Source organism: Planktothrix paucivesiculata PCC 9631 (genome assembly GCF_900009265.2).
GTDB classification, from domain to species: domain Bacteria; phylum Cyanobacteriota; class Cyanobacteriia; order Cyanobacteriales; family Microcoleaceae; genus Planktothrix; species Planktothrix paucivesiculata.
Genome location: NZ_LR735009.1, coordinates 220573 through 239948 on the forward strand (window position 1 = coordinate 220573; position 19376 = coordinate 239948).

Consider the following 19376-nt stretch of genomic DNA (forward strand, 5'->3'; position numbering starts at 1 on the left):
TTTTCAAAGGTTAATGTTTAGAATTTGTAGCCCGGTTGAAAGTTCCTGAATCAGATCATCAAATAGGGATGATCAATTAAAATTCATCGGAATTAAACTTATAAAGGTCGGGAATATCCCATGGCTTCCTTAACGCGAGTTAGGGTTTGATTAGCCACCACTTCGGCTTTTTCTCGACCGTTTTTTAACACCGATTCTAAATAGCTTCTATCATCCATCACCGCTTTATATTTTGCTTGGATGGGTTGAAGATTTTCAATCAGAGTTTCTGTGAATAAAGGTTTAAATTGACCCCATCCCATATCCTGAGCTTCTGCTGCAACTTCTGCTTTAGTTTTACCCGCTAAAATTCCATAGAGCATCAATAAATTATGACATTCTGGACGGTCTGGATCATCAAAGGTTAAACCGCGAACTGCATCGGTTTTACAGCGTTTAATTTTTTTAGTAATTGTATCAGGATCATCTAATAAATTAATCCGACTTAATTCGGAGGGATCGGATTTTGACATTTTGCGAGTCCCATCGCTGAGACTCATTACCCTAGCACCTTCGGGACGAATTAAAGGGTCGGGTAATTTTAACAAAGTCTTTCCTTTTCCAAATAAATGATTAAACCTGACGGCTAAATCTCTGGTTAATTCCAGATGTTGTTTTTGATCTTCCCCGACGGGAACTTTATCCGCATCATAAAGCAAAATATCCGCCGCCATTAATACGGGATAATCGAGTAAACCAACACTGACATTTTCCCCCTGTTTAATTGCTTTTTCCTTGAACTGAATCATATCTTCTAACCAATTCATTGGGGTGATACAATTCAGGAGCCAGGCGAGTTCAGTATGGGCGGAAATATGGGACTGAACAAAAATTGTAGAATAGGCTAAATCAATGCCACAGGCTAAATAAAGGGCGGCAATGGTGTAGGTATCGGTTGCTAAGGTGGCAGGATTATGGGGGACGGTAATGGCGTGTAAATCGACAACACAGAAGAAGTTATCGTATTGCGCTTGATGGTCTACCCAGTTGCGAATTGCACCTAGATAGTTGCCTAAATGTAGGTTTCCGGTCGGTTGTACTCCAGATAGAACTCGCTGTTTACCCATAAGATGATATTAACTGAACTTAATACTCTATCTTGGCACGAATGGGATAATATGGTTAAAAAATTGAAGCATCGTGTGTTTCTGCTTTTAGAGACGAAGGAACACCAACACCCGTTAGGCCGATTTTTTAAATATTTTTTAATCTTTTTAATTACCTTAAATACTCTAGCGGTTGGTATTGAGTCGATGGATGAAATATTTAAAGTTTATAAAACGAGTTTACTTGTATTTAATCAGTTTTCGCTGGGGGTTTTTACCTTGGAATATATATTAAGGGTCTGGTCATGTACGATCCTTAAAAAATATCGTCATCCGGTTTGGGGAAGGCTAAAATATATGTTAACTCCCCTAGCAATTATTGATTTAATTGCTTTTTTACCCTTTTATTTTCCTTTTGATCCCGGCAATTTTCAAGAGATGAAACTCTTGCAATTGACTCGCTTTTTACAAATTTTAAAATTAGGTCGTTATTCCCAGGTCACTCAAATTTTAACCGAAGTTATTAGACTGCGAAAAAAGGAATTAATCTTAACGTTAGATATGGTAATTTTTTTATTAATATTTTCAGGAAATTTAATTTATTTTGCCGAACATGAAGCACAACCGGATAAATTTCCCCATATTCCGGCGTCAATGTGGTGGGCGGTAATTACCTTAACAACGGTGGGTTATGGAGATGTTTATCCTATTACTCCCATGGGAAGATTATTAGGGGGTATTTTAGCGTTATTAGGAATTGGACTTATTGCCTTACCTGCGGGGATTATTGCCTCGGGTTTTACGGAAGTGATTGCCCTGAATCAACGAGGAAATAAAACCATTGATCCTAAAATTTGTCCCCATTGTGGTAAAAATATTGATCAACCTCTGGAACATTCTAGGGATCTTGATCATTAATTGATTTTGCGGTTATGATTGAAAAGGTTTAATCGAATTTTGCTAAAATAAAGGAGGTTTAATCATGGGACTAGAACGTAAACTATTTAGAGGAATGTTTGAACAAACAGAAACGGTCGAATTGAGACAAATATGTTTTACTCCCAGTCGCATTTTTGAACCTGGACATTATATTGCTGGAGAGTTACCCGATATTGCTTTTGATATGGGTTTAGTGGATAAATTACCCCCAGTTCGGGGCAAAAGTGCCGAAATTAGTCAACCCTATTCTGATGATATTCAACATGATCAATGATGCTTATGCTTGGATTGAAAAAGCACTCCATACCATTCATAAAGCGGACTGGTATCGTTCGGTTCAAACTGTCGAAAGTCAACCGGGATCGACTCTGATGATAGAGGGTAAATCCTTAATTAATTTTGCCAGTAATGATTATTTGGGATTGACCGGAGATCAACGGCTAATTGATGCAGCGATCGCCGCAACTCAAGAATTTGGTACGGGGGTAACGGGGTCTCGACTGTTAACTGGACATCGCCAACTCCATCGAGATTTGGAATTAGCGATCGCTGCTTTTAAACAAACCGAAGATGCTTTGGTTTTTAGTTCCGGTTATTTAGCTAATATTGGCACAATTGCGGCTTTAGTCGGACAAAGGGATTTGATTTTATCCGATGAATATAACCACTCTAGTCTGATAAATGGGGCGAAAATGAGTGGCGCAACCGTGTTAGAATATCAACACAATAACCCGGTACATTTGAGAAAACTATTAGAAGAAAATCGTCTTCCCCACCGCAAAGCACTGATTATTACCGATAGTGTATTTAGCATGGATGGGGATTTATGTCCCCTACATGATTTACTTGATTTAGGGGAAGAATTTTCCTGTATGGTATTAGTAGATGAAGCCCACGGAACCGGGGTTTTTGGTAAAAATGGCGCCGGATGTGTAGACCATTTTAACTGTACGGGAGAGCCTTTAATTCAGATGGGAACTCTTAGTAAAGCCTTGGGAAGTTTAGGGGGTTATGTAGCGGGATCGGCGGAATTAATTGACTTTTTAAGAAATCGTGCCTCTAGTTGGATTTATACCACCGGATTAAGTCCTGCGGATACCGCCGCCGCCTTAGCAGCAATTAAGATTGTGCAAACTGAACCCCAACGCCGGGAACAATTATGGCAGAATGTGAAAACTTTAGAAACCCTATTTCAAGACCATAAAAAAACATCTAATTTACCGATTTCCCACACCCTTTCCCCGATTTTTTGTGTTCCGATTAAAGATGCAGCCACGGTATTAACCCTCAAAGATCAACTCAAAGAACAAGGAATTTTTGCCGCCGCGATTCGTCCCCCCACCGTCAATACCAGTCGGATTCGGATTTCCCTAATGGCAACTCACACCCCCATCCAGTTGCAAACATTGGTTCAAGTTTTAACGGATATAATTTTTGAAGGAAACACCAAGGAACAAGGACACCAAGAGGTATAATTAAGGAGTATTAATTCGTAATTCGTAATTCCCCATTCCCCATTCCTTATATTAATGAAACACATTCTTCTATTGACTGGTTTAACTGTTAGTTTAATCGCTACCCTCTCCTCCTGTGCCAATAGTCCCACGGGGGAAGCTATCAAAAACTCCCTGCAAGCTGATCCTCAATTAGAAACCAATTCTCCCCCACCAGAACCCATAATCACACCCACTAAAACCCCTCAACCTGTAATTCCTGTGGTGGAACTTCCGGCTGATTTTCCCTCGGAAATTCCACTCTATGGAAATGCTATTTTACGAGAGGTGATGCCTTCAACTACAGATAAAACGGCTGTTATTACCCTTTGGGAAACGGTTGATCCCAGTAATGCGGTTCAAAGTTTCTACAAAAAAGAATTAGAGACAAAAAAATGGCAAATTATCGATAATTTAGAAACAGAAAATAACGATAATCTGAATGCCAAAAAAGACAATTTAAAAGTTACTATTGTCCAACAACCGAATGCTCAAGGGGATGGAAAAACATATTTTCAAATTCGTTATCAACCCATTCCCGTTAAGGTGGTTACGACGCCAACACCATCACCTTCTCCCTCTCCCTCTCCCTCTCCATCACCCACCCCTAAGACAATCCCTAATACTGAAACACCGGACAATAATTCTGTTCCTCCAGAGTTAAGTTCATCTGTTGCTGATATTGCAAAATTGGGTATTTTTAAAGCTCCAAACTCTCAAGAAACTGGAATTTTACCTAATCCGAATGGTACAATTACTCGTAGTCAATATGCTCGTTGGTTGGTAGAGGTGAATAATAAATTATATGCCGATAACCCCGCCAAACAAATTCGGTTAGCGGCGGGGAATAGCCAACCGATTTTTACAGATGTACCGAAAAATCATCCGAATTTTGCTGAGATTCAAGGATTAGCAGAAGCTGGGTTAATTCAGAGTCCTTTATCGGGAGATAATACAGTAACAAAATTTCGTCCCGATTCTGTTTTAACCCGGGAGGATTTAATTGCTTGGAAAGTGCCTTTAGATACTCGACAGTCTTTACCCAAAGCTAATATTGATGCAGTTAAAGAAAGATGGAGTTTTAAAGATACCTCTAAAATTGATCCGGGGGCTTTACCTGCTATTTTAGAAGACTATAATAATGCGGATAATTCTAATATTCGCCGGATTTTTGGGTACACAACTCTATTTCAACCTAAAAAACCTGTGACTCGTGCGGAAGCAGCCGCGACTCTTTGGTATTTTGGATTTCAAGGGGAGGGAATTTCGGCTAATGAAGTTTTAAATAATCCTAACCCTAACCCTAATCCTAATCCTAACCCTAATCCTAATCCTAATCCTGATCCTAATTAATGATTAATTAGGTTGCTCATTTAATTCCCTGAAGGATTCCCAACGAGAATTAGAGAAGATTGCGCTGAAGCGCAACAACGGGATTGATAATCTATACGGGGTAGTATCATCGTGAAGATGGGGGACACGCTCGTTTTTAATCTCCCCGATTCGTCTTATAATTTTTAAAACTAGAGTGGCTTAATTTATTATGACTCCCGTAATCCCTTCTACGTTTGTGTTGACACTGTTAATGGTGATTGGCTTATTCTTCTTTGTTCGAGCTTCAACTAAAGACCGAATAGAACAGGAAAAACTGATCGCCGAACAGGGAGCAGAATCCTTGCTCACACAAATCCGACAATATTTCGCCTCCCGAGCCTATCGGATTACGGAGTTAAATCGGGAAAACAATCAAATTACCTTTGAAGGGCTAGTGCGCCCCAGTTGGTTTTTAGCCATCTTCCTAACTCTGTTAACGGCCGTAGGGCTATTATGTTTGGGGTTAGTCCTATCGATGGTTGTGCCCAGCGTAGGCCAACTGTTTTGGGGATTGGTGTTGCTTTCGCCCCTAGGTGGTTGGTTTTATTGGAAAGGCTCCGGGCGTCCAGAACAGGTCTGTCTCAAGTTGGATGACGTCATTGATCAGGGCAACCAAACTCAAAGTTTAATTACCGTAACTGCTCACCGAGACGAACTGGCGACGCTTAAACAAGCACTCAACCTCAAAGCCTGGGAATAATTTTAATTCCCACCGGGTTCAAAACCGCAAACATGACAACAATGCCAACGGTCTTGAATCTTTATTCAGGATATAACTACCACAATTAGAACAATTTTGATTCGTGGTACTGGGGTGGGGAGTAATTCCAACTTGTCAGCAAGAATCAACAGAATTAACCCCAACCGGCACCCAGAATCAACGGACTAATTTTTTTCCTTCGCGCCTGCCTTATCAGAGTTAAGGACTGAAGCTCATATTGCTCATGGCTCTCATCAGGTGTCACGGCTCAAGAAAAGCTCTGGATTATCAAACCCTTTCATTAAGAGGATGGGATGTTGCAGACAACATCTCGATTTCAAACCCCCTTAGCTGTGGAAGCAGAGGAAACCAATGTGGCTTTCTCCACAAGCTGTTTTAAACTCGGGAATAAAAAGTGATTCTCCTCAACGTACTGGGCTCCAAATAGACCCTTTTCAGCCCAGAAGTATCGATCTGTGGTATGCTCATTTCGTTTTACAAGAAGCAGAGCCGGAGGAATAATTCCTTCAGCGTGGATAAACTTACGAGCGGCCGTTACGGGTTTATCTTCGCCACTTGAGATGCTATATTGAGGCACACATTCTAAAATCCTACGTCCTTCTTGTCTGCGACGGCTTTTACGCTTACGTCTTCTAGCCAACTTGTTGACCTCCTTTTTAAGCAGGCGGGTTGTAAATATAGCTACAAAATCCGAGAGAATTATATCCTTTCTAGTTCAAAATATCAAGCTGTTTTAATAGATTGACACAAATTGATAAAGAAGGCGATCGGGAAGGGGAGTAGGGGAGCAGGGGGAGCAGGGGGAGCAGGGGGAGTAAACTATAACCTATGGCTTATAACCCATTACCCTGTTACTGAGCGAAGTCGAAGTATTACCCATTACCCATTACCCATTACCCATTACCTATAACCTATTTAGCCTTTGAATTTTATGCTCACAGCCAGTGCTGAATTTGTCCAACTGTGTCGCACCCAACTGTCATTGACGGCGAGTTTGGGGGCGTCGTTGAGTGTGGTCTATCTGGCAGAGGCGTGGGTAGATGAGGAACATAAAAAACTGATTCCTATTGCCAGCTATCCTGAAACATCCCTGGATAATTTGGATATTCGGGGTTTGATGGGTTTACCTGAAACGTTTATCCCCAGTTTACCTCCTAGATTAAGGATAGAACGGGCCGGACAAAGAAAGATATTAAGACCGGCGGTGGAAATTGATGATTGTTCAGAAACTCCCGGGTCAACCGAAGACCCCCGACAACAACGGAGTCAAAAGGTTTTGGCTTTAATTCAAGAGGATGTGGTCTTGGGATTTTTAGTCACTGGACGCAATGATCGACCCTGGAATGCGGAGGAATATGTTCAACTTCAGGCGATCGCCCATACCCTCACCCTAGGCTGTATTTTAGATCAACGCGCCCAATGGTTTGAGCAACAGTTAGACCGACAACAACATCTGCAAGGACAACAGGCTGATGCACTGCATAATATTTTTCATCAACTTAAAAGCCCGCTAACGGCCGTTCGTACCTTTGGTAAATTATTATTAAAGCGACTCCTACCTGAAGATAAAAATTATCCCATTGCTAAGGGGATTTTACGCGAGAGCGATCGGATTCAAGAACTCTTAGAACAGGCGGATCAAACCTTAGAATATACCGAAACCTCCCTGAGTTTGCCTCTGACGCTGGAAGTGGCGACCCCTAGGACTCAAACCTGCTTATTTTCGGCTCCTATCTTGCCCCTACTGCCCGCTTGTGATCAACTTGAACCCCTCTTTTTATCCGAGATATTATTACCTTTGATTATATCGGCTCAGGCGATCGCCCAGGAACGAAAACTCGGCTGTGAAGTCGATCTACCTGAAAATCTGCCCCCGATCCAAGGCAATGCTAAAGCCCTACGGGAAGTTCTGAGTAACCTCCTGGATAACGCCCTCAAATATACTCCCCCTGGGGGAAAACTCTATATTCGAGTTCAACTGGCCCCCCCTTCCCTAGAGTCCAAAAACCTAAACCCTCAAGTGGGGATTGGAATTAGTGATACTGGCCCAGGCATTCCCCCCGAAGATTTAGAGCATCTTTTTGAGCGTCACTATCGGGGTGTTCAGGGGAATTCTGAAATTCCGGGGACGGGGTTGGGGTTAGCGATCGCCAAGGCTTTAATTCAACAAATGCAAGGAGAAATTCAAGTCTTTTCCCCCGCCAATCCTGCGTGGACATCCCCGGATCGGGACAAACCCAATGGCCGTTTCCCGGGAACTACATTTATTTTATGGGTGCAGGTTGCCATCCCGGATCAAGAATTGAACTTAATTTGATAGAATTATTCTTTCTCAACTCATCTTTCCCCTATCCCACAGGATACTCAAACCTAGAGGATGAAATATTTTCTTACCCATTACCCATTACCCATTACCCATTACCCATTACCCATTACCCTGTTACTGAGCGAAGTCGAAGTATTACCCATTCCCCATTCCCTGTTCCCTCCTATAAAAAACCATGAGTGCATCCAGTAGCCCTGATGATAATATTAATCAACCTATGACTTCCTCTCCTGCTTCAGAAGAAAGTTTAAATAAACCCCTCCCCTATGTTGTCCAAGAAGATATCATTTATCGGGCCGTTGAGCGAAAAACTGTTTGTAGGGTTTTGAGTCAAGCTCATATTGATGTTTCAATTCGTTGGTCAACCGCCCATCTTTATATTGGGATTCCTAGTACAATTTTAGCGGCTGTTGCTAGTGTGCAAGCCATTAATAGTTTAGGGGGAGAGTATAAATTAGTATCTGTCATTATTGCAATTTTAGTGGCAATTCTCGCCCCTCTCTTGACTTTTTTAGATCCTAATGGTAGGGCTAATAATCATTTGAATGCTTCTCGGGTCTATGAACAAATGGCAGATCAATATGACTCTTTTATTCTCAAATGTCGCTTAGAACCTCGATCAATTCAAGAGGAATTTAATGATTTAACCCAGCTTAATTTTTCCTATAGTGAAGGCAAAAAATCCTTACCCGCCTGTCCAGAATGGGCATATCAGAAAGCTATTAATACCAATAATGCCGTACAAAAACTGATACCAATGGCGGCAAAAAATTCCGCCAGACAGTAAAATCAGTAATCAGTAATCAGTTATTAGTGTAAGAGTTAAGGTTTAAGACTTAAGAGTCAATAGTTAACTCTTGATCCATACCTTGATACTTTTTAACTGTGATATTTTTTAACTGTGTACTCTTTAACTGATAACTGATGACTGATAACTGATGACTGATTTAGAGGGATTAGAAATTACTTCAGGGGAAATTAAACATTGGAGTGGTATTCATAAAAATTTCCTGTACCGACCTGCGATCGCTAAAAAATTGATGGGGGAAGGGTTAAAAACCTTAATTATTGCCGGGTTATTATTAATTAGTTATTGGATTTGGAGTTTAATTTTCCCAGAATTTTCCTTAATATTTATTACCATTTACTTAATTATTATCCTTCTATTAATTATTGAAGATATTATCAAAATTTGGTTAACTTTAACCCGTCCCCAGTGTGTCAAACTCTTGAATCAAGTTGATCGTTATAATGCCATTGTCAAAGCCTTAAATATTTATAATCAACTCGAAGCGACGGAACATCCCCCAGCAAAATTAGAAAATCGAGATAGAATTATTCAATCCTTGAAATTAATTAGAGCCGAATTAATTAGGGGGTTAAAAATAGAACGTATCTTGAAAAAACATAAAAAATTTATTGCTAAAAATCCAGATTTTTTTGATCCAAATTTTACCCTCCTCACCTTCTTACAAACAGAAAAACCCACAAAAGAACAGGGAATCCTCCTTTATCAAGCCTTTGAAATAGCCTCGGAAGTTCATCAACAATTAAGGCAACTTCAGGAGCAAAAAAAATCCCATTAAATGCTAGGCTTTTGTTAATATATTGAAAACCCTCCCCAAGCCTCAACATATTTTGATTAAAATACCAATGCGACCTAAAATTATTGTTCTCGATGATGACCCCACAGGTTCCCAAACCGTCCATAGTTGCTTACTCCTGACCCAGTGGGATGTGGAAACCCTGCGACTTGGACTGGCTGACCAATCTCCGATTTTCTTTATTCTGACTAATACCAGAGCCCTAACCCCAGACCAGGCCGCCGCCGTCACCCGTGAAGTCACCCAAAATTTGAAACTAGCCCTGGCTGCGGAGTCCATTACTGACTTTCTGGTGGTGAGTCGTTCCGATTCTACCCTGCGAGGTCACTATCCCGTAGAAACCGATGTGATTGCGGAGGAACTTGGCCCCTTTGATGCTCATTTTCTGGTTCCTGCTTTTTTTGAAGGGGGAAGAATTACCCGCAATAGTATTCATTATTTAATCATTGATGGTGTAGAAACTCCAGTTCATTTAACCGAATTTGCCAAGGATTCTGTCTTTGCTTATCAACATAGTTATTTACCCGATTATGTCACCGAAAAAACGAAAGGTTTGATTCCTTCGGAAAAAGTAGAACAATTTTTATTAGCGGATATTCGGATAGGGACATTAACTCGATTAATGGAATTAACCGGGAATCAATGCGTGGTTGTTGATGGTGAAACTCAAGCGGATTTTGATCAATTAGCTTCTGATATTATTACCGCCGCCAGTCAAGGAAAACGCTTTTTATTCCGAAGTGCGGCTAGTATTTTAACCTCTTTAGCGGCTTTAGGAAATCAACCGATTCCCGCCGAAGAAATGGGAAAATATACGCGCAATGGGAAACCTGGGGTGGTGATTATGGGTTCTCATGTTAAAAAATCTACCCAACAATTAGAACAACTATTACAAGCACCTGGAATAGTCGGAATTGAGGTAGATGTTTCCCATTTATTAGAAGAAAGTGAGACTCAAAGACAGGAATTATTACAACAGATTTTAGACCAAATTTATGCTATTCATAATGCAGGTCAAACTCCGGTAATTTATACCAGTCGTCAAGAATTACAATTTGATACGGTAGAAATTCGGTTAGCCTTTGGGGCTAAAGTTTCAGACTTACTAATGGATATTGTCAGAGGTTTACCGCCCGATATTGGATTTTTAATTAGTAAAGGGGGGATTACTTCTAATGATGTATTGAGTAAAGGATTAGCTTTAAAAACAGCCCGATTATTAGGTCAAGTTTTGGCAGGTTGTTCAATGGTTAAAACTTCCTCTAATCATCCCCTTTATCCTAATTTACCTGTGGTTTTATTTCCGGGAAATGTGGGAGATGCGAACGGTTTAGCAACAGTTTATCAGCGTTTAAGTCAACCGCAAACCTAAACTCAAAAATGTTAGGGTGCGTAGGCGCAATTAATTAGTAAATCCAGTAATTAACAATTTGCTCCTCGCACCATCTTTTATTAAGAAAAACTGCCGCCCCGGGGTTTGATGATGGGAATTTATTCCATGTCGGTCGAAAAAATTACTCTCCAAATACTTCAGTTGGGAGAGAACTCGAAAGCTGGTATCAGGTGCTGGTAGAATTGATCATAAGTTGTACTCAGCTAGTTTGGGTTAACTTAGTGTTCTATATGATTTATAAGAGGTAATGTATGTCAAGTATTCGGAATATTGCCAGTAATCCAGGTGACACTTGGGATGATTTGAGTTGGACAGATATGAACGATATGGAGCAAGCTTTGTGGGTCACTTTAGGCTGGAATGAAGCTAGTTGGGAAGAAGAATCTGAAGCTCCCGATTCTAATGAGAAATATTGGGAGGAATTAACCCAAAAGGAACGGGATGCAGCAACAAAACTCGGTTATAACCAATCTTATTGGGATGAGGATTAAGTTCAAAATAAAGACCCAATTTGTATTATTAATTAAATAGTTTTTCTGGTGCGTAATGTGCAATTAATTGATGAGTAAATCCATCATTAACAATTTGCTCCTCGCACTTTTTTTATTGATTAATAAAATTTTGGGTGCACTTTTTAAGCGGTTATAATATTATTATATAATTTTAACATTATAGTAGGTAAGCCCTTGACTCAAGCGCCAGACTATGAAACTGAAAGATCTGCCTTAATTGCAGAACTTCAAGCCAGAGGAATCAGGCATAATCCTGAAAAGATTGTGCGAATTGCTAGATGTGCGGATGATCAAATTGTATTCTTAGAAACGGGAGATGAAAACCGAGGTTTACAGCATATTTTAGCGAAAGCCGATCAATTTGCTAGAATAGGAATCAATGTAGATGAAATTGTTGATGTTGTTATGGGAGCAATTACCAAAGGAAGCATTGTTAGTTTCCAAGGTAGGGACACAGTTAACCCCCGTCCAGTTTATCAACTTATTCATAAGGGTGAGATCAAATATATTGCAGTTACAATGGGTAATAATGGATATATTGTAGGGGCAAATCCGAGAACAAAACTAAAATAATCTTTATAGAGGTTCAATTATATGCCTAAAAAAATTAGACTGATGACAGATTATGGATGTTATCCTTTATGGTGGGATGAACCTGATCAAGTGGGTGATTTAGATCCAGAATCTTTACCTTTAAGTCAAGAAATCATTCAACGTTTGTATCATTGGGCTGATGCTTTTGATGCACGATTAAACTTTGCTGATCCTTCTGATTCTCCTGAAGTTACACCGGAAGAAGTAGAGCATTTTGAATGGCAAGGATTAAGTTTATGGAAACAGTTAAATCAGGAATTAGCACCTAATTATGAAATAGTTTATTTTAGTAGTCATTTTCATCAAGTTTTTACTGATCCAGTTGAATTAGAGGAAAAATTAAAGCTAAATCTGATAAAATTTAATCAAATTTCTTGGGAAGATGCCAAGGAAAATATAACTCAATTGTTTGACCAAGTTGTGGCGAATCGAGATATTATTGTTATTAATCGTGCTGAAGGGGAAAGTGTGGTTTTAATAGCGATAGAGGAATTGAATCATTTAATAGCAACTGCTCATTTAGAAAATGAAAAACAAACGATTGGAACCCAAAATTATTAGATCAGAATCTTTAATTACCATTACATTAGATCCTGATGTTGCTGAAGTTTTTAAAACGTCTGAAGCGGTTAATCATGCGTTACGTTCTTTACTTTCTGCTATTCCTCAAACAAATTCGTAAGATATGCAAGGTTAAACCACACGCACCAACTTTTTATTCTTTAAGATAATAGAGTAGGTGTGCTACGCTTACATAGACGACAACAACTAAAGCCGTTCTAACCAATGTTCCAAAGCTATATTCACTAGATTTTCTAGCTGACTAGGAGGTTCTGTAGAATCTGTAACTTGAATAAATTTTTCAAAATGTTTGTATGAATATAATTTTTGTTGGGAAATATAACCTATCCAGTAGATATTTTTCCAATCATTTTTCAAAAAAATTACCATTCTACCGATAGCATATTTTAAATTTCTATTTCGTCTGTCTGGAATTGGTAAATATAAATATAGATCTGGGTCTTTAGAACCTATCTTCTGACAAATTTCAATACAGATATTATTTTTACCTCGTCCGTACTTAATAACTCCTCGTCTGCTATTAATTTCTTCAATTTTTTCATGAAAACATAAAATATATTTTCTCAGCCTTAAAATATATTCTTGTTGCTCTGATGATTGATTTTCAATGATTGTCAATAAAAAGCCGGGTGGATCAGATAAATTGGATTCCAGATCCGAGATCTCATTTTCATTATAAGGAATTTCTGCTTGGGTTACTTGCTTAGTATCAAGATGAGTTAAAGATAAAAAGAAACGGCTTTCTTCTTTAACGATTTTAAACCATAAAAACTCTAAAGCTAGTTTACTATATTCTTGATCAATAAAATTTTGTTGATGGAAACTTGGCATAATAGCCATTAATCGAATAGAGTTACTATAATCAATCCCTAAATCAAAAGGCTTAACAGTAATTAGATTATTATAGTAACGAGTTAACTGTTGCACTACTCTTGGATCTTCTACATTTTTTAGTTCTATTATAACTAATTGTTTCTGTTTGTCCAATGCTAAAATATCACAAAAACCTCCATTAACTTTATATTGACGTTTTAAAGGTGTAAGTTCTAATAAATTGCTCAAATTATCCCAAATAAAATCTTCTAAGGCTTCTTCACTACCAAACCCCCATTGATTCCGCCCTTTCTTAAACAGTTTGTTAATTTTTGGAGGACGTATCGATTGACTATTGCCTGAAAGTTGCATAGATTTTTTAAAAAGTTTATCTTGATAAATTTTGTATTCTTGTAGATATTGGTCTGTTTTTAAAATTTTACTATAGCGACGACCCCTATTAATATATATGATATAAATTTATTCACAACGGATTATAAAATAATTTAAAATAAATTACCATACGTGTTTTCACTGATTTTTGAGCGATTAATGATTACAGTGTAATATTAATTTATAATTTATACATCAACAGTACAACGATCAATCAAGTTTATAAGTTCATCCCAAGGGGAATAATTCACGGATAAAGGTTGATTCTGTTGATATAATTCTAACTCTTGATTGATCTGATCTGGATAAGTTTCTGCATAGTCCCAAGCAGTTTCTAAATCTTCAGCTTGTAAATGCGGAAAGTTTTCTAAGATTTCCAAATCACTCCAACCTAAACGGCGATAACCAACTAATTTCCAAACCGGAATAGGAACACGGCCCACATTAGCAATTGAGTCAGGTTCAGAGGTTTCTTTGGGTAAAAAATCATCGCTTAAATTGTGAGCTAGGGTTTGAATCAATTGCAGTTTTTCAGCAGGTTTTAAATTATTGAGTTGTTTTTCTAACTGTTGAGTATCCATCTTGATTATATCGTTGTTGTGACTAATATTATGGCTTATTCCCATTTTAAATCAATAAAATCTCGATGTCAATGTTTTTTATCCCTACATTCTTGCCAACTTAGGAATAATCCTAGATAACTACATCAAGAAATGTTTTCAATGGGATATAATTATTGTATAATAAAGCGATCAGATTTGCAATATTAATATTATAAGAGGAAACAACCCATGATTCCAGGGGAACTAATTGTTAAAGCAGGTGAAATTGAACTCAATGTAGGTCGTCCGACGTTAAAGGTTAAAGTGGGTAATACAGGCGATCGCCCAATTCAAATTGGCTCACATTATCACTTTTATGAAGTTAATGAAGCCTTGAAATTTAAACGAGAAAAAACTAAAGGAATGCGGTTAAATATTCCCGCCGGAACTGCGGTTAGATTTGAACCGGGAGATGAACAGGAAGTTGAGTTAGTGACAATGGCTGGAAGTAGAGAAATCTATGGGTTTAACGGGTTAGTGGAAGGCCAGTTAAATTTGAATTTACCCGAAGAAAATAAAAAGGATAAAAAAGAGAAGGTTAAGACAGATAAAAAAGACAAGGGGAAGAAGAAAAAATAATTTTAGTTTGACTTAGGCTTGTAGAATTAAATGATAAAAGAAAGCCCGGTCGGGCTTACTACTGAAGGAGTTAAAAATGAGTTATAAAATGGATCGGCGGGCCTATGCAGAAACCTTTGGGCCGACGGTGGGCGATCGCATTCGGTTAGCAGATACGGAATTAATTATTGAAGTCGAAATGGACTATACAAATTATGGGGATGAGGTAAAATTTGGGGGCGGAAAAGTAATTCGAGATGGCATGGGACAATCTCCAATTTCCCGGGAAGATGGGGCGGTAGATTTAGTAATTACGAATGCTTTAATTATAGATTGGTGGGGGATTGTTAAAGCAGATGTGGGGATAAAAGATGGAAAAATTTATAAAATTGGGAAAGCGGGAAATCCCTATATTCAAGATAATATTGATATTATTATCGGCCCTTCTACTGAAGCGATCGCCGGAGAAGGAATGCTCCTCACCGCCGGAGGAATTGATAGCCATATTCACTTTATTTGTCCTCAACAAATAGAGACTGCTATTGCATCAGGAATTACAACAATGATCGGGGGTGGAACTGGCCCGGCAACGGGAACCAATGCTACTACTTGTACCCCGGGGGCTTGGAATATTTATCGGATGTTAGAAACTGCGGAAGCGTTTCCAATGAATTTGGGATTTTTAGGCAAAGGAAATAGTAGTCAACCCCAAGGTTTAGTCGAACAAATTGTGGCGGGGGCGATGGGTTTAAAACTACATGAAGATTGGGGAACGACTCCGGCGACAATTGATACTTGTTTAACAATTGCTGATCAATATGATGTTCAAGTTGCCATTCATACCGATACCTTAAATGAATCAGGGTTCGTAGAAACGACCATTGAAGCGTTTAAAAATCGGGTGATTCATACTTACCATACCGAAGGGGCTGGAGGGGGTCACGCACCGGATATTATTAAGGTTTGTGGCCTGAAAAATGTCTTACCATCTTCTACAAATCCCACCCGTCCCTATACGATGAATACCTTAGAAGAACATTTAGATATGTTGATGGTTTGTCATCATTTAGATCGGAATATTCCAGAAGATGTGGCTTTTGCGGAGTCCCGAATTCGTCGAGAAACTATTGCCGCCGAAGATATTTTGCATGATTTAGGGGCATTTAGTATGATTGCTTCTGATTCTCAAGCGATGGGAAGGGTGGGAGAAACTATTATTAGAACTTGGCAAACAGCCCATAAAATGAAAGTACAAAGGGGGCTATTAACTGACCCGGAAAATACCACAGAAACCCATGATAATTTTCGGGTAAAACGCTATGTTGCTAAGTATACAATTAATCCGGCGATCGCCCATGGAATTGCTGATTATGTGGGGTCAATTGCAGAAGGAAAATTAGCAGATTTGTGTTTATGGAAACCTGCTTTTTTTGGTGTAAAACCGGAATTAGTGATTAAAGGCGGGTTAATTGCTTGGGCACAAATGGGCGATGCTAATGCCAGTATTCCTACTCCTCAACCTGTCTATGGTCGCCCGATGTTTGGGAGTTTTGGAAAAGCAATTTCATCTACTTCTTTAACCTTTATGTCTCAAGCAGCTTTAGATGCCAAAATTCCCGAACAATTAGGGTTAAAAAAACAATGTGTTGCGGTTTCTGGTACTCGAAATATTAGTAAAGCAGACATGAAATTAAATGATGCCTTACCTAAAATTGAGGTTGATCCAGAAACCTATCAAGTGAAAGCGGACGGGCAATTATTAACCTGTGAACCGGCGGAGGTTTTACCCATGGCACAGCGTTATTTCTTGTTTTAATTATTAATTTAAATCCCTTTAGTGCGGGCGTTCTTGCCCGCCAGGGTATATGGTTATGGAATAATTGAAGTTAAAAATTTCTTATTTTGTTAACCGATCTAAACAAAGTTGATGGGAAGAATTAAGTAAAGCTTGCCAAGCTAATAATACTACTCCTAATGTTCCTAAAGCGGTGGCGGAGGCGATCGCAAAAATTATAATAATCTGATAACGCACCGCATCTAAAGGATTTGCACCCGCTAAAATTTGACCCGTCATCATCCCAGGTAAACTGACAATTCCCATCACCATCATTGAGTTAATCATGGGGATCATTCCAGTTCTAATAGCGGCTTTAACTTCTTCATGGGTTGCTTCCCAACGGGTTGCTCCTAATGCTAATAAGGTTTCTATTTTTTGACGTTGATTAACTAAGGATTCCATGAATCTATCCAATCCTAAAGAAATTCCTGTGAGCGTATTTCCTAATACCATTCCCAACAAAGGAATAAAGTATTGAGGATCATACCAAGGTTTCACTTGAATAATTCCCAAGGTCGTTAAATTAGTAATCAGAAAAGAGGATATAAAAACTGACAATAAACTTCTCCAATAAATTCCGACAAATCTCCGAGAGGTTCGATTAACACCAGAAATTCCCGCAATTGTTGTCATGATCATTGCTAAGGCAATAATCGGAAAAGGATTAGATAGGGTAAACAGCCAATTTAAGACATATCCAATTAATAATAACTGCACCACCATTCGCACACTAGCAATAACTAACGATTGAGCTAGACCTAATTTAAGTCCTAAAGATAGGACAATATTAATCAGAATGAATAATACAGATAGGGCTAATTGTTCTGGACTAATCGGAATATAACTACTAGACATTTTAGGAGGAATCAGATATAATTATTGATCAGAAACTAATTCTTGTTGAACTTGAGTTACCCGACGCAATTGTTTAGGATCATGGCTTGTCCAAATACAAGCTCGTTCGGGGTTTTCAGTTAACCAACGTTGAATTAAAGACTCAACTTGTTGTGTAGTTCTAGGGTCTAAAGAAGCGGTAGGTTCATCTAATAATAACACTAAAGGATCTAATTGTAATCCTCGGATTAAAGCCACTAATTGGGTTTCTCCTCCTGATAGATTTTGAGTTGATTGTTTGAGGAAATCGGGCGATCGCCCCACATCTAAAAGCCAGTTTTCTACCCGTTGCGGATTGTAATATTTTTGACGATGAACTAATAAATTATAAACCATTTTTAAATTAGTTTCTACCGTTCCTTCTAATAAAACTGGGCGTTGATGTAAGTAAATAACTAAAGAACGATATTGAGGGATATAACATTGATTTAAAGGGCGATTTCCCAGTTTAATTTCCCCCTCATCAAAGGGATCTAACCCCGCCAAGGCTCGCATTAACAGGGTTTTTCCGGTTCCCGTCGCCCCGACTAAACCCAAACATAATCCGGGTGATAACACCAAATTAACCCCTCGCCAAACCCATCGAGATTGAATTTTACGACCGAGATTAATAGCAGATAACTGGCTCATTTTTTCACTATAAATAGGATTACCCTTCCCTACATTCCCCTTAGCCATGGTAGGGTTAAAGAAGGTTAATATACAGTGTAACTGCTGATAGGATTATAGGAAACAGGTAGAGAGAGCGGTTACACAGCCAAAAATCTTTGTATGACTTCTTGACTTAAATCTTGGGTAGCACCGGAAGCAACAATTCCACCTTTTTGCATCGCATAATAACGGTCAGCTTGGCGGACAAAATGTAAATGTTGTTCGACTAATAAAACAGAAATTCCAGTTCTCTGAATAATTCCCCGCACTGCTGCTTCAATCTCTAAAATAATGGAAGGTTGAATTCCTTCGGTGGGTTCATCTAAAACCAATAATTGTGGTTTTCCCATTAACGCCCTAGCAATAGCTAACTGTTGTTGTTGTCCGCCACTTAAATCCCCTCCCATCCGAGATAACATAGTTTTTAAAACGGGGAATAATTCAAAAATTTCATCGGGAATTTCTGGTTTTCCTTTCGGTCTTTTGGGTAATGCTTCTAACCCTAATAATAGATTTTCCTTCACCGTCACCCGGGGAATAACTTCCCGTCCTTGGGGAACATAACCAATGCCTAATCTAGCCCGTTTATCCGTGGCAACTTTAGTAATAGGTTGACCTTGAAAATAAATCTCCCCAGTTTTGGGTTTGAGTAACCCCATAATACTTTTTAATAGCGTGGTTTTTCCCACCCCATTTCGGCCAATTAAACATACCATTTGTCCAGGGGTAACGTTTAAATCTACATCGCGTAAAATATGGCTTTCTCCATAATAAACATTTAATCCAGATACTTTTAACATAATCTCTGGCGGTGCTACAGATTCCATAACCGCCCCTTCTGTTATTCCGAACATTTTGCAAATCCTCCTAGGATTAAAATTTAAACTTTATTTGATATAGCAGGTAATTAGGAATGGGTAATGGGTAATGGGTAATGGGTAATGGGTAATGGGTAATGGGTAATAGAAAGAGTTTACCCCCCCTGCTCCCCCTGCTCCCCCCGCC

At 38.9% G+C, this 19376-nt stretch carries 21 protein-coding genes; 14 read left to right on the plus strand and 7 right to left on the minus strand.

The annotated features are described in order from the left end of the window. Positions 1-98 precede the first annotated feature (98 nt). Positions 99-1106, minus strand: coding sequence for a tryptophan--tRNA ligase (gene trpS / locus PL9631_RS09280; protein ID WP_083619295.1), 1008 nt, complete (start codon positions 1104-1106; stop codon positions 99-101). A 51-nt stretch (positions 1107-1157) separates the two neighbouring features. Here trpS and PL9631_RS09285 point away from each other — a divergent pair, with 51 nt between their 5' ends. From PL9631_RS09285 to PL9631_RS09305, 5 genes are all read left to right on the plus strand, one after another. Next, positions 1158-2003 carry an ion transporter gene (locus tag PL9631_RS09285; protein WP_083619298.1) on the plus strand — a complete coding sequence of 282 codons (846 nt, stop codon included), beginning with the start codon at positions 1158-1160 and terminating at the stop codon, positions 2001-2003. 64 nt (positions 2004-2067) lie between these two features. Then, the gene (locus PL9631_RS09290) at positions 2068-2298 is read left to right on the plus strand and encodes a hypothetical protein (protein ID WP_083619301.1); all 231 of its coding nucleotides are present in this window, start codon (positions 2068-2070) and stop codon (positions 2296-2298) included. Then, positions 2288-3499, plus strand: coding sequence for an 8-amino-7-oxononanoate synthase (bioF, locus tag PL9631_RS09295; RefSeq protein WP_083619304.1), 1212 nt, complete (start codon positions 2288-2290; stop codon positions 3497-3499). Before PL9631_RS09290 ends, bioF begins: the two co-directional genes overlap by 11 nt. A gap of 54 nt (positions 3500-3553) precedes the next feature. After that, positions 3554-4870, plus strand: a complete 1317-nt coding sequence (locus tag PL9631_RS09300; protein ID WP_083619307.1) for an S-layer homology domain-containing protein — start codon at positions 3554-3556, stop codon at positions 4868-4870. 187 nt (positions 4871-5057) lie between these two features. After that, a complete protein-coding gene (locus PL9631_RS09305) occupies positions 5058-5591 on the plus strand; it encodes a cofactor assembly of complex C subunit B (protein WP_083619309.1) in 534 nt (177 codons plus the stop codon). 337 nt (positions 5592-5928) lie between these two features. On the opposite strand, the gene PL9631_RS09310 is transcribed toward PL9631_RS09305, so the two are convergent. Then, entirely contained in the window at positions 5929-6252 is a 324-nt protein-coding gene (locus PL9631_RS09310) for a DUF3155 domain-containing protein (protein WP_083619312.1), read from the minus strand. 291 nt (positions 6253-6543) lie between these two features. Between PL9631_RS09310 and PL9631_RS09315 the strand changes: the two genes are divergently transcribed. The 7 genes from PL9631_RS09315 to PL9631_RS27185 all read left to right on the plus strand — a co-directional run bounded on the left by PL9631_RS09315 (position 6544) and on the right by PL9631_RS27185 (position 12602). After that, the gene (locus PL9631_RS09315; RefSeq protein ID WP_083619315.1) at positions 6544-7929 is read left to right on the plus strand and encodes a sensor histidine kinase; all 1386 of its coding nucleotides are present in this window, start codon (positions 6544-6546) and stop codon (positions 7927-7929) included. Between the two features lie 184 nt (positions 7930-8113). Next, positions 8114-8725, plus strand: coding sequence for an SLATT domain-containing protein (locus tag PL9631_RS09320; RefSeq protein ID WP_156090492.1), 612 nt, complete (start codon positions 8114-8116; stop codon positions 8723-8725). 151 nt (positions 8726-8876) lie between these two features. Continuing rightward, positions 8877-9524, plus strand: a complete 648-nt coding sequence (locus tag PL9631_RS09325; RefSeq protein ID WP_083619320.1) for a hypothetical protein — start codon at positions 8877-8879, stop codon at positions 9522-9524. A gap of 67 nt (positions 9525-9591) precedes the next feature. After that, entirely contained in the window at positions 9592-10914 is a 1323-nt protein-coding gene (locus tag PL9631_RS09330; RefSeq protein WP_083619323.1) for a four-carbon acid sugar kinase family protein, read from the plus strand. Between the two features lie 272 nt (positions 10915-11186). After that, complete coding sequence (locus PL9631_RS09335) at positions 11187-11426, plus strand: hypothetical protein (RefSeq protein ID WP_083619326.1); 240 nt, start codon at positions 11187-11189, stop codon at positions 11424-11426. Between the two features lie 195 nt (positions 11427-11621). Beyond that, entirely contained in the window at positions 11622-12020 is a 399-nt protein-coding gene (locus PL9631_RS09340; RefSeq protein ID WP_083619329.1) for a hypothetical protein, read from the plus strand. 21 nt (positions 12021-12041) lie between these two features. After that, positions 12042-12602: a type II toxin-antitoxin system Phd/YefM family antitoxin gene (locus PL9631_RS27185; protein WP_197046306.1), complete on the plus strand. Its 561-nt coding sequence runs from the start codon at positions 12042-12044 to the stop codon at positions 12600-12602. A 207-nt stretch (positions 12603-12809) separates the two neighbouring features. Here PL9631_RS27185 and PL9631_RS09350 read toward each other — a convergent pair whose 3' ends face one another. Together PL9631_RS09350 and PL9631_RS09355 are read right to left on the minus strand one after the other, a co-directional pair. After that, positions 12810-13808, minus strand: coding sequence for an endonuclease NucS domain-containing protein (locus tag PL9631_RS09350; RefSeq protein ID WP_083619332.1), 999 nt, complete (start codon positions 13806-13808; stop codon positions 12810-12812). Positions 13809-14017: 209 nt separating this feature from the next. Next, positions 14018-14410, minus strand: a complete 393-nt coding sequence (locus PL9631_RS09355) for a DUF433 domain-containing protein (protein WP_197046308.1) — start codon at positions 14408-14410, stop codon at positions 14018-14020. Between the two features lie 210 nt (positions 14411-14620). Here PL9631_RS09355 and PL9631_RS09360 point away from each other — a divergent pair, with 210 nt between their 5' ends. Continuing rightward, entirely contained in the window at positions 14621-15010 is a 390-nt protein-coding gene (locus PL9631_RS09360) for an urease subunit beta (RefSeq protein ID WP_083619338.1), read from the plus strand. Positions 15011-15086: 76 nt separating this feature from the next. Continuing rightward, positions 15087-16805 carry an urease subunit alpha gene (gene ureC, locus PL9631_RS09365; protein WP_083619341.1) on the plus strand — a complete coding sequence of 573 codons (1719 nt, stop codon included), beginning with the start codon at positions 15087-15089 and terminating at the stop codon, positions 16803-16805. Positions 16806-16886: 81 nt separating this feature from the next. On the opposite strand, the gene PL9631_RS09370 is transcribed toward ureC, so the two are convergent. The 3 genes from PL9631_RS09370 to urtE all read right to left on the minus strand — a co-directional run bounded on the left by PL9631_RS09370 (position 16887) and on the right by urtE (position 19171). Continuing rightward, complete coding sequence (locus PL9631_RS09370; RefSeq protein ID WP_083619344.1) at positions 16887-17681, minus strand: ABC transporter permease; 795 nt, start codon at positions 17679-17681, stop codon at positions 16887-16889. Between the two features lie 21 nt (positions 17682-17702). Continuing rightward, positions 17703-18350, minus strand: coding sequence for an ABC transporter ATP-binding protein (locus PL9631_RS09375; protein WP_083619664.1), 648 nt, complete (start codon positions 18348-18350; stop codon positions 17703-17705). A 119-nt stretch (positions 18351-18469) separates the two neighbouring features. Beyond that, positions 18470-19171 carry an urea ABC transporter ATP-binding subunit UrtE gene (urtE, locus tag PL9631_RS09380; RefSeq protein ID WP_083619666.1) on the minus strand — a complete coding sequence of 234 codons (702 nt, stop codon included), beginning with the start codon at positions 19169-19171 and terminating at the stop codon, positions 18470-18472. Positions 19172-19376: the final 205 nt, after the last annotated feature.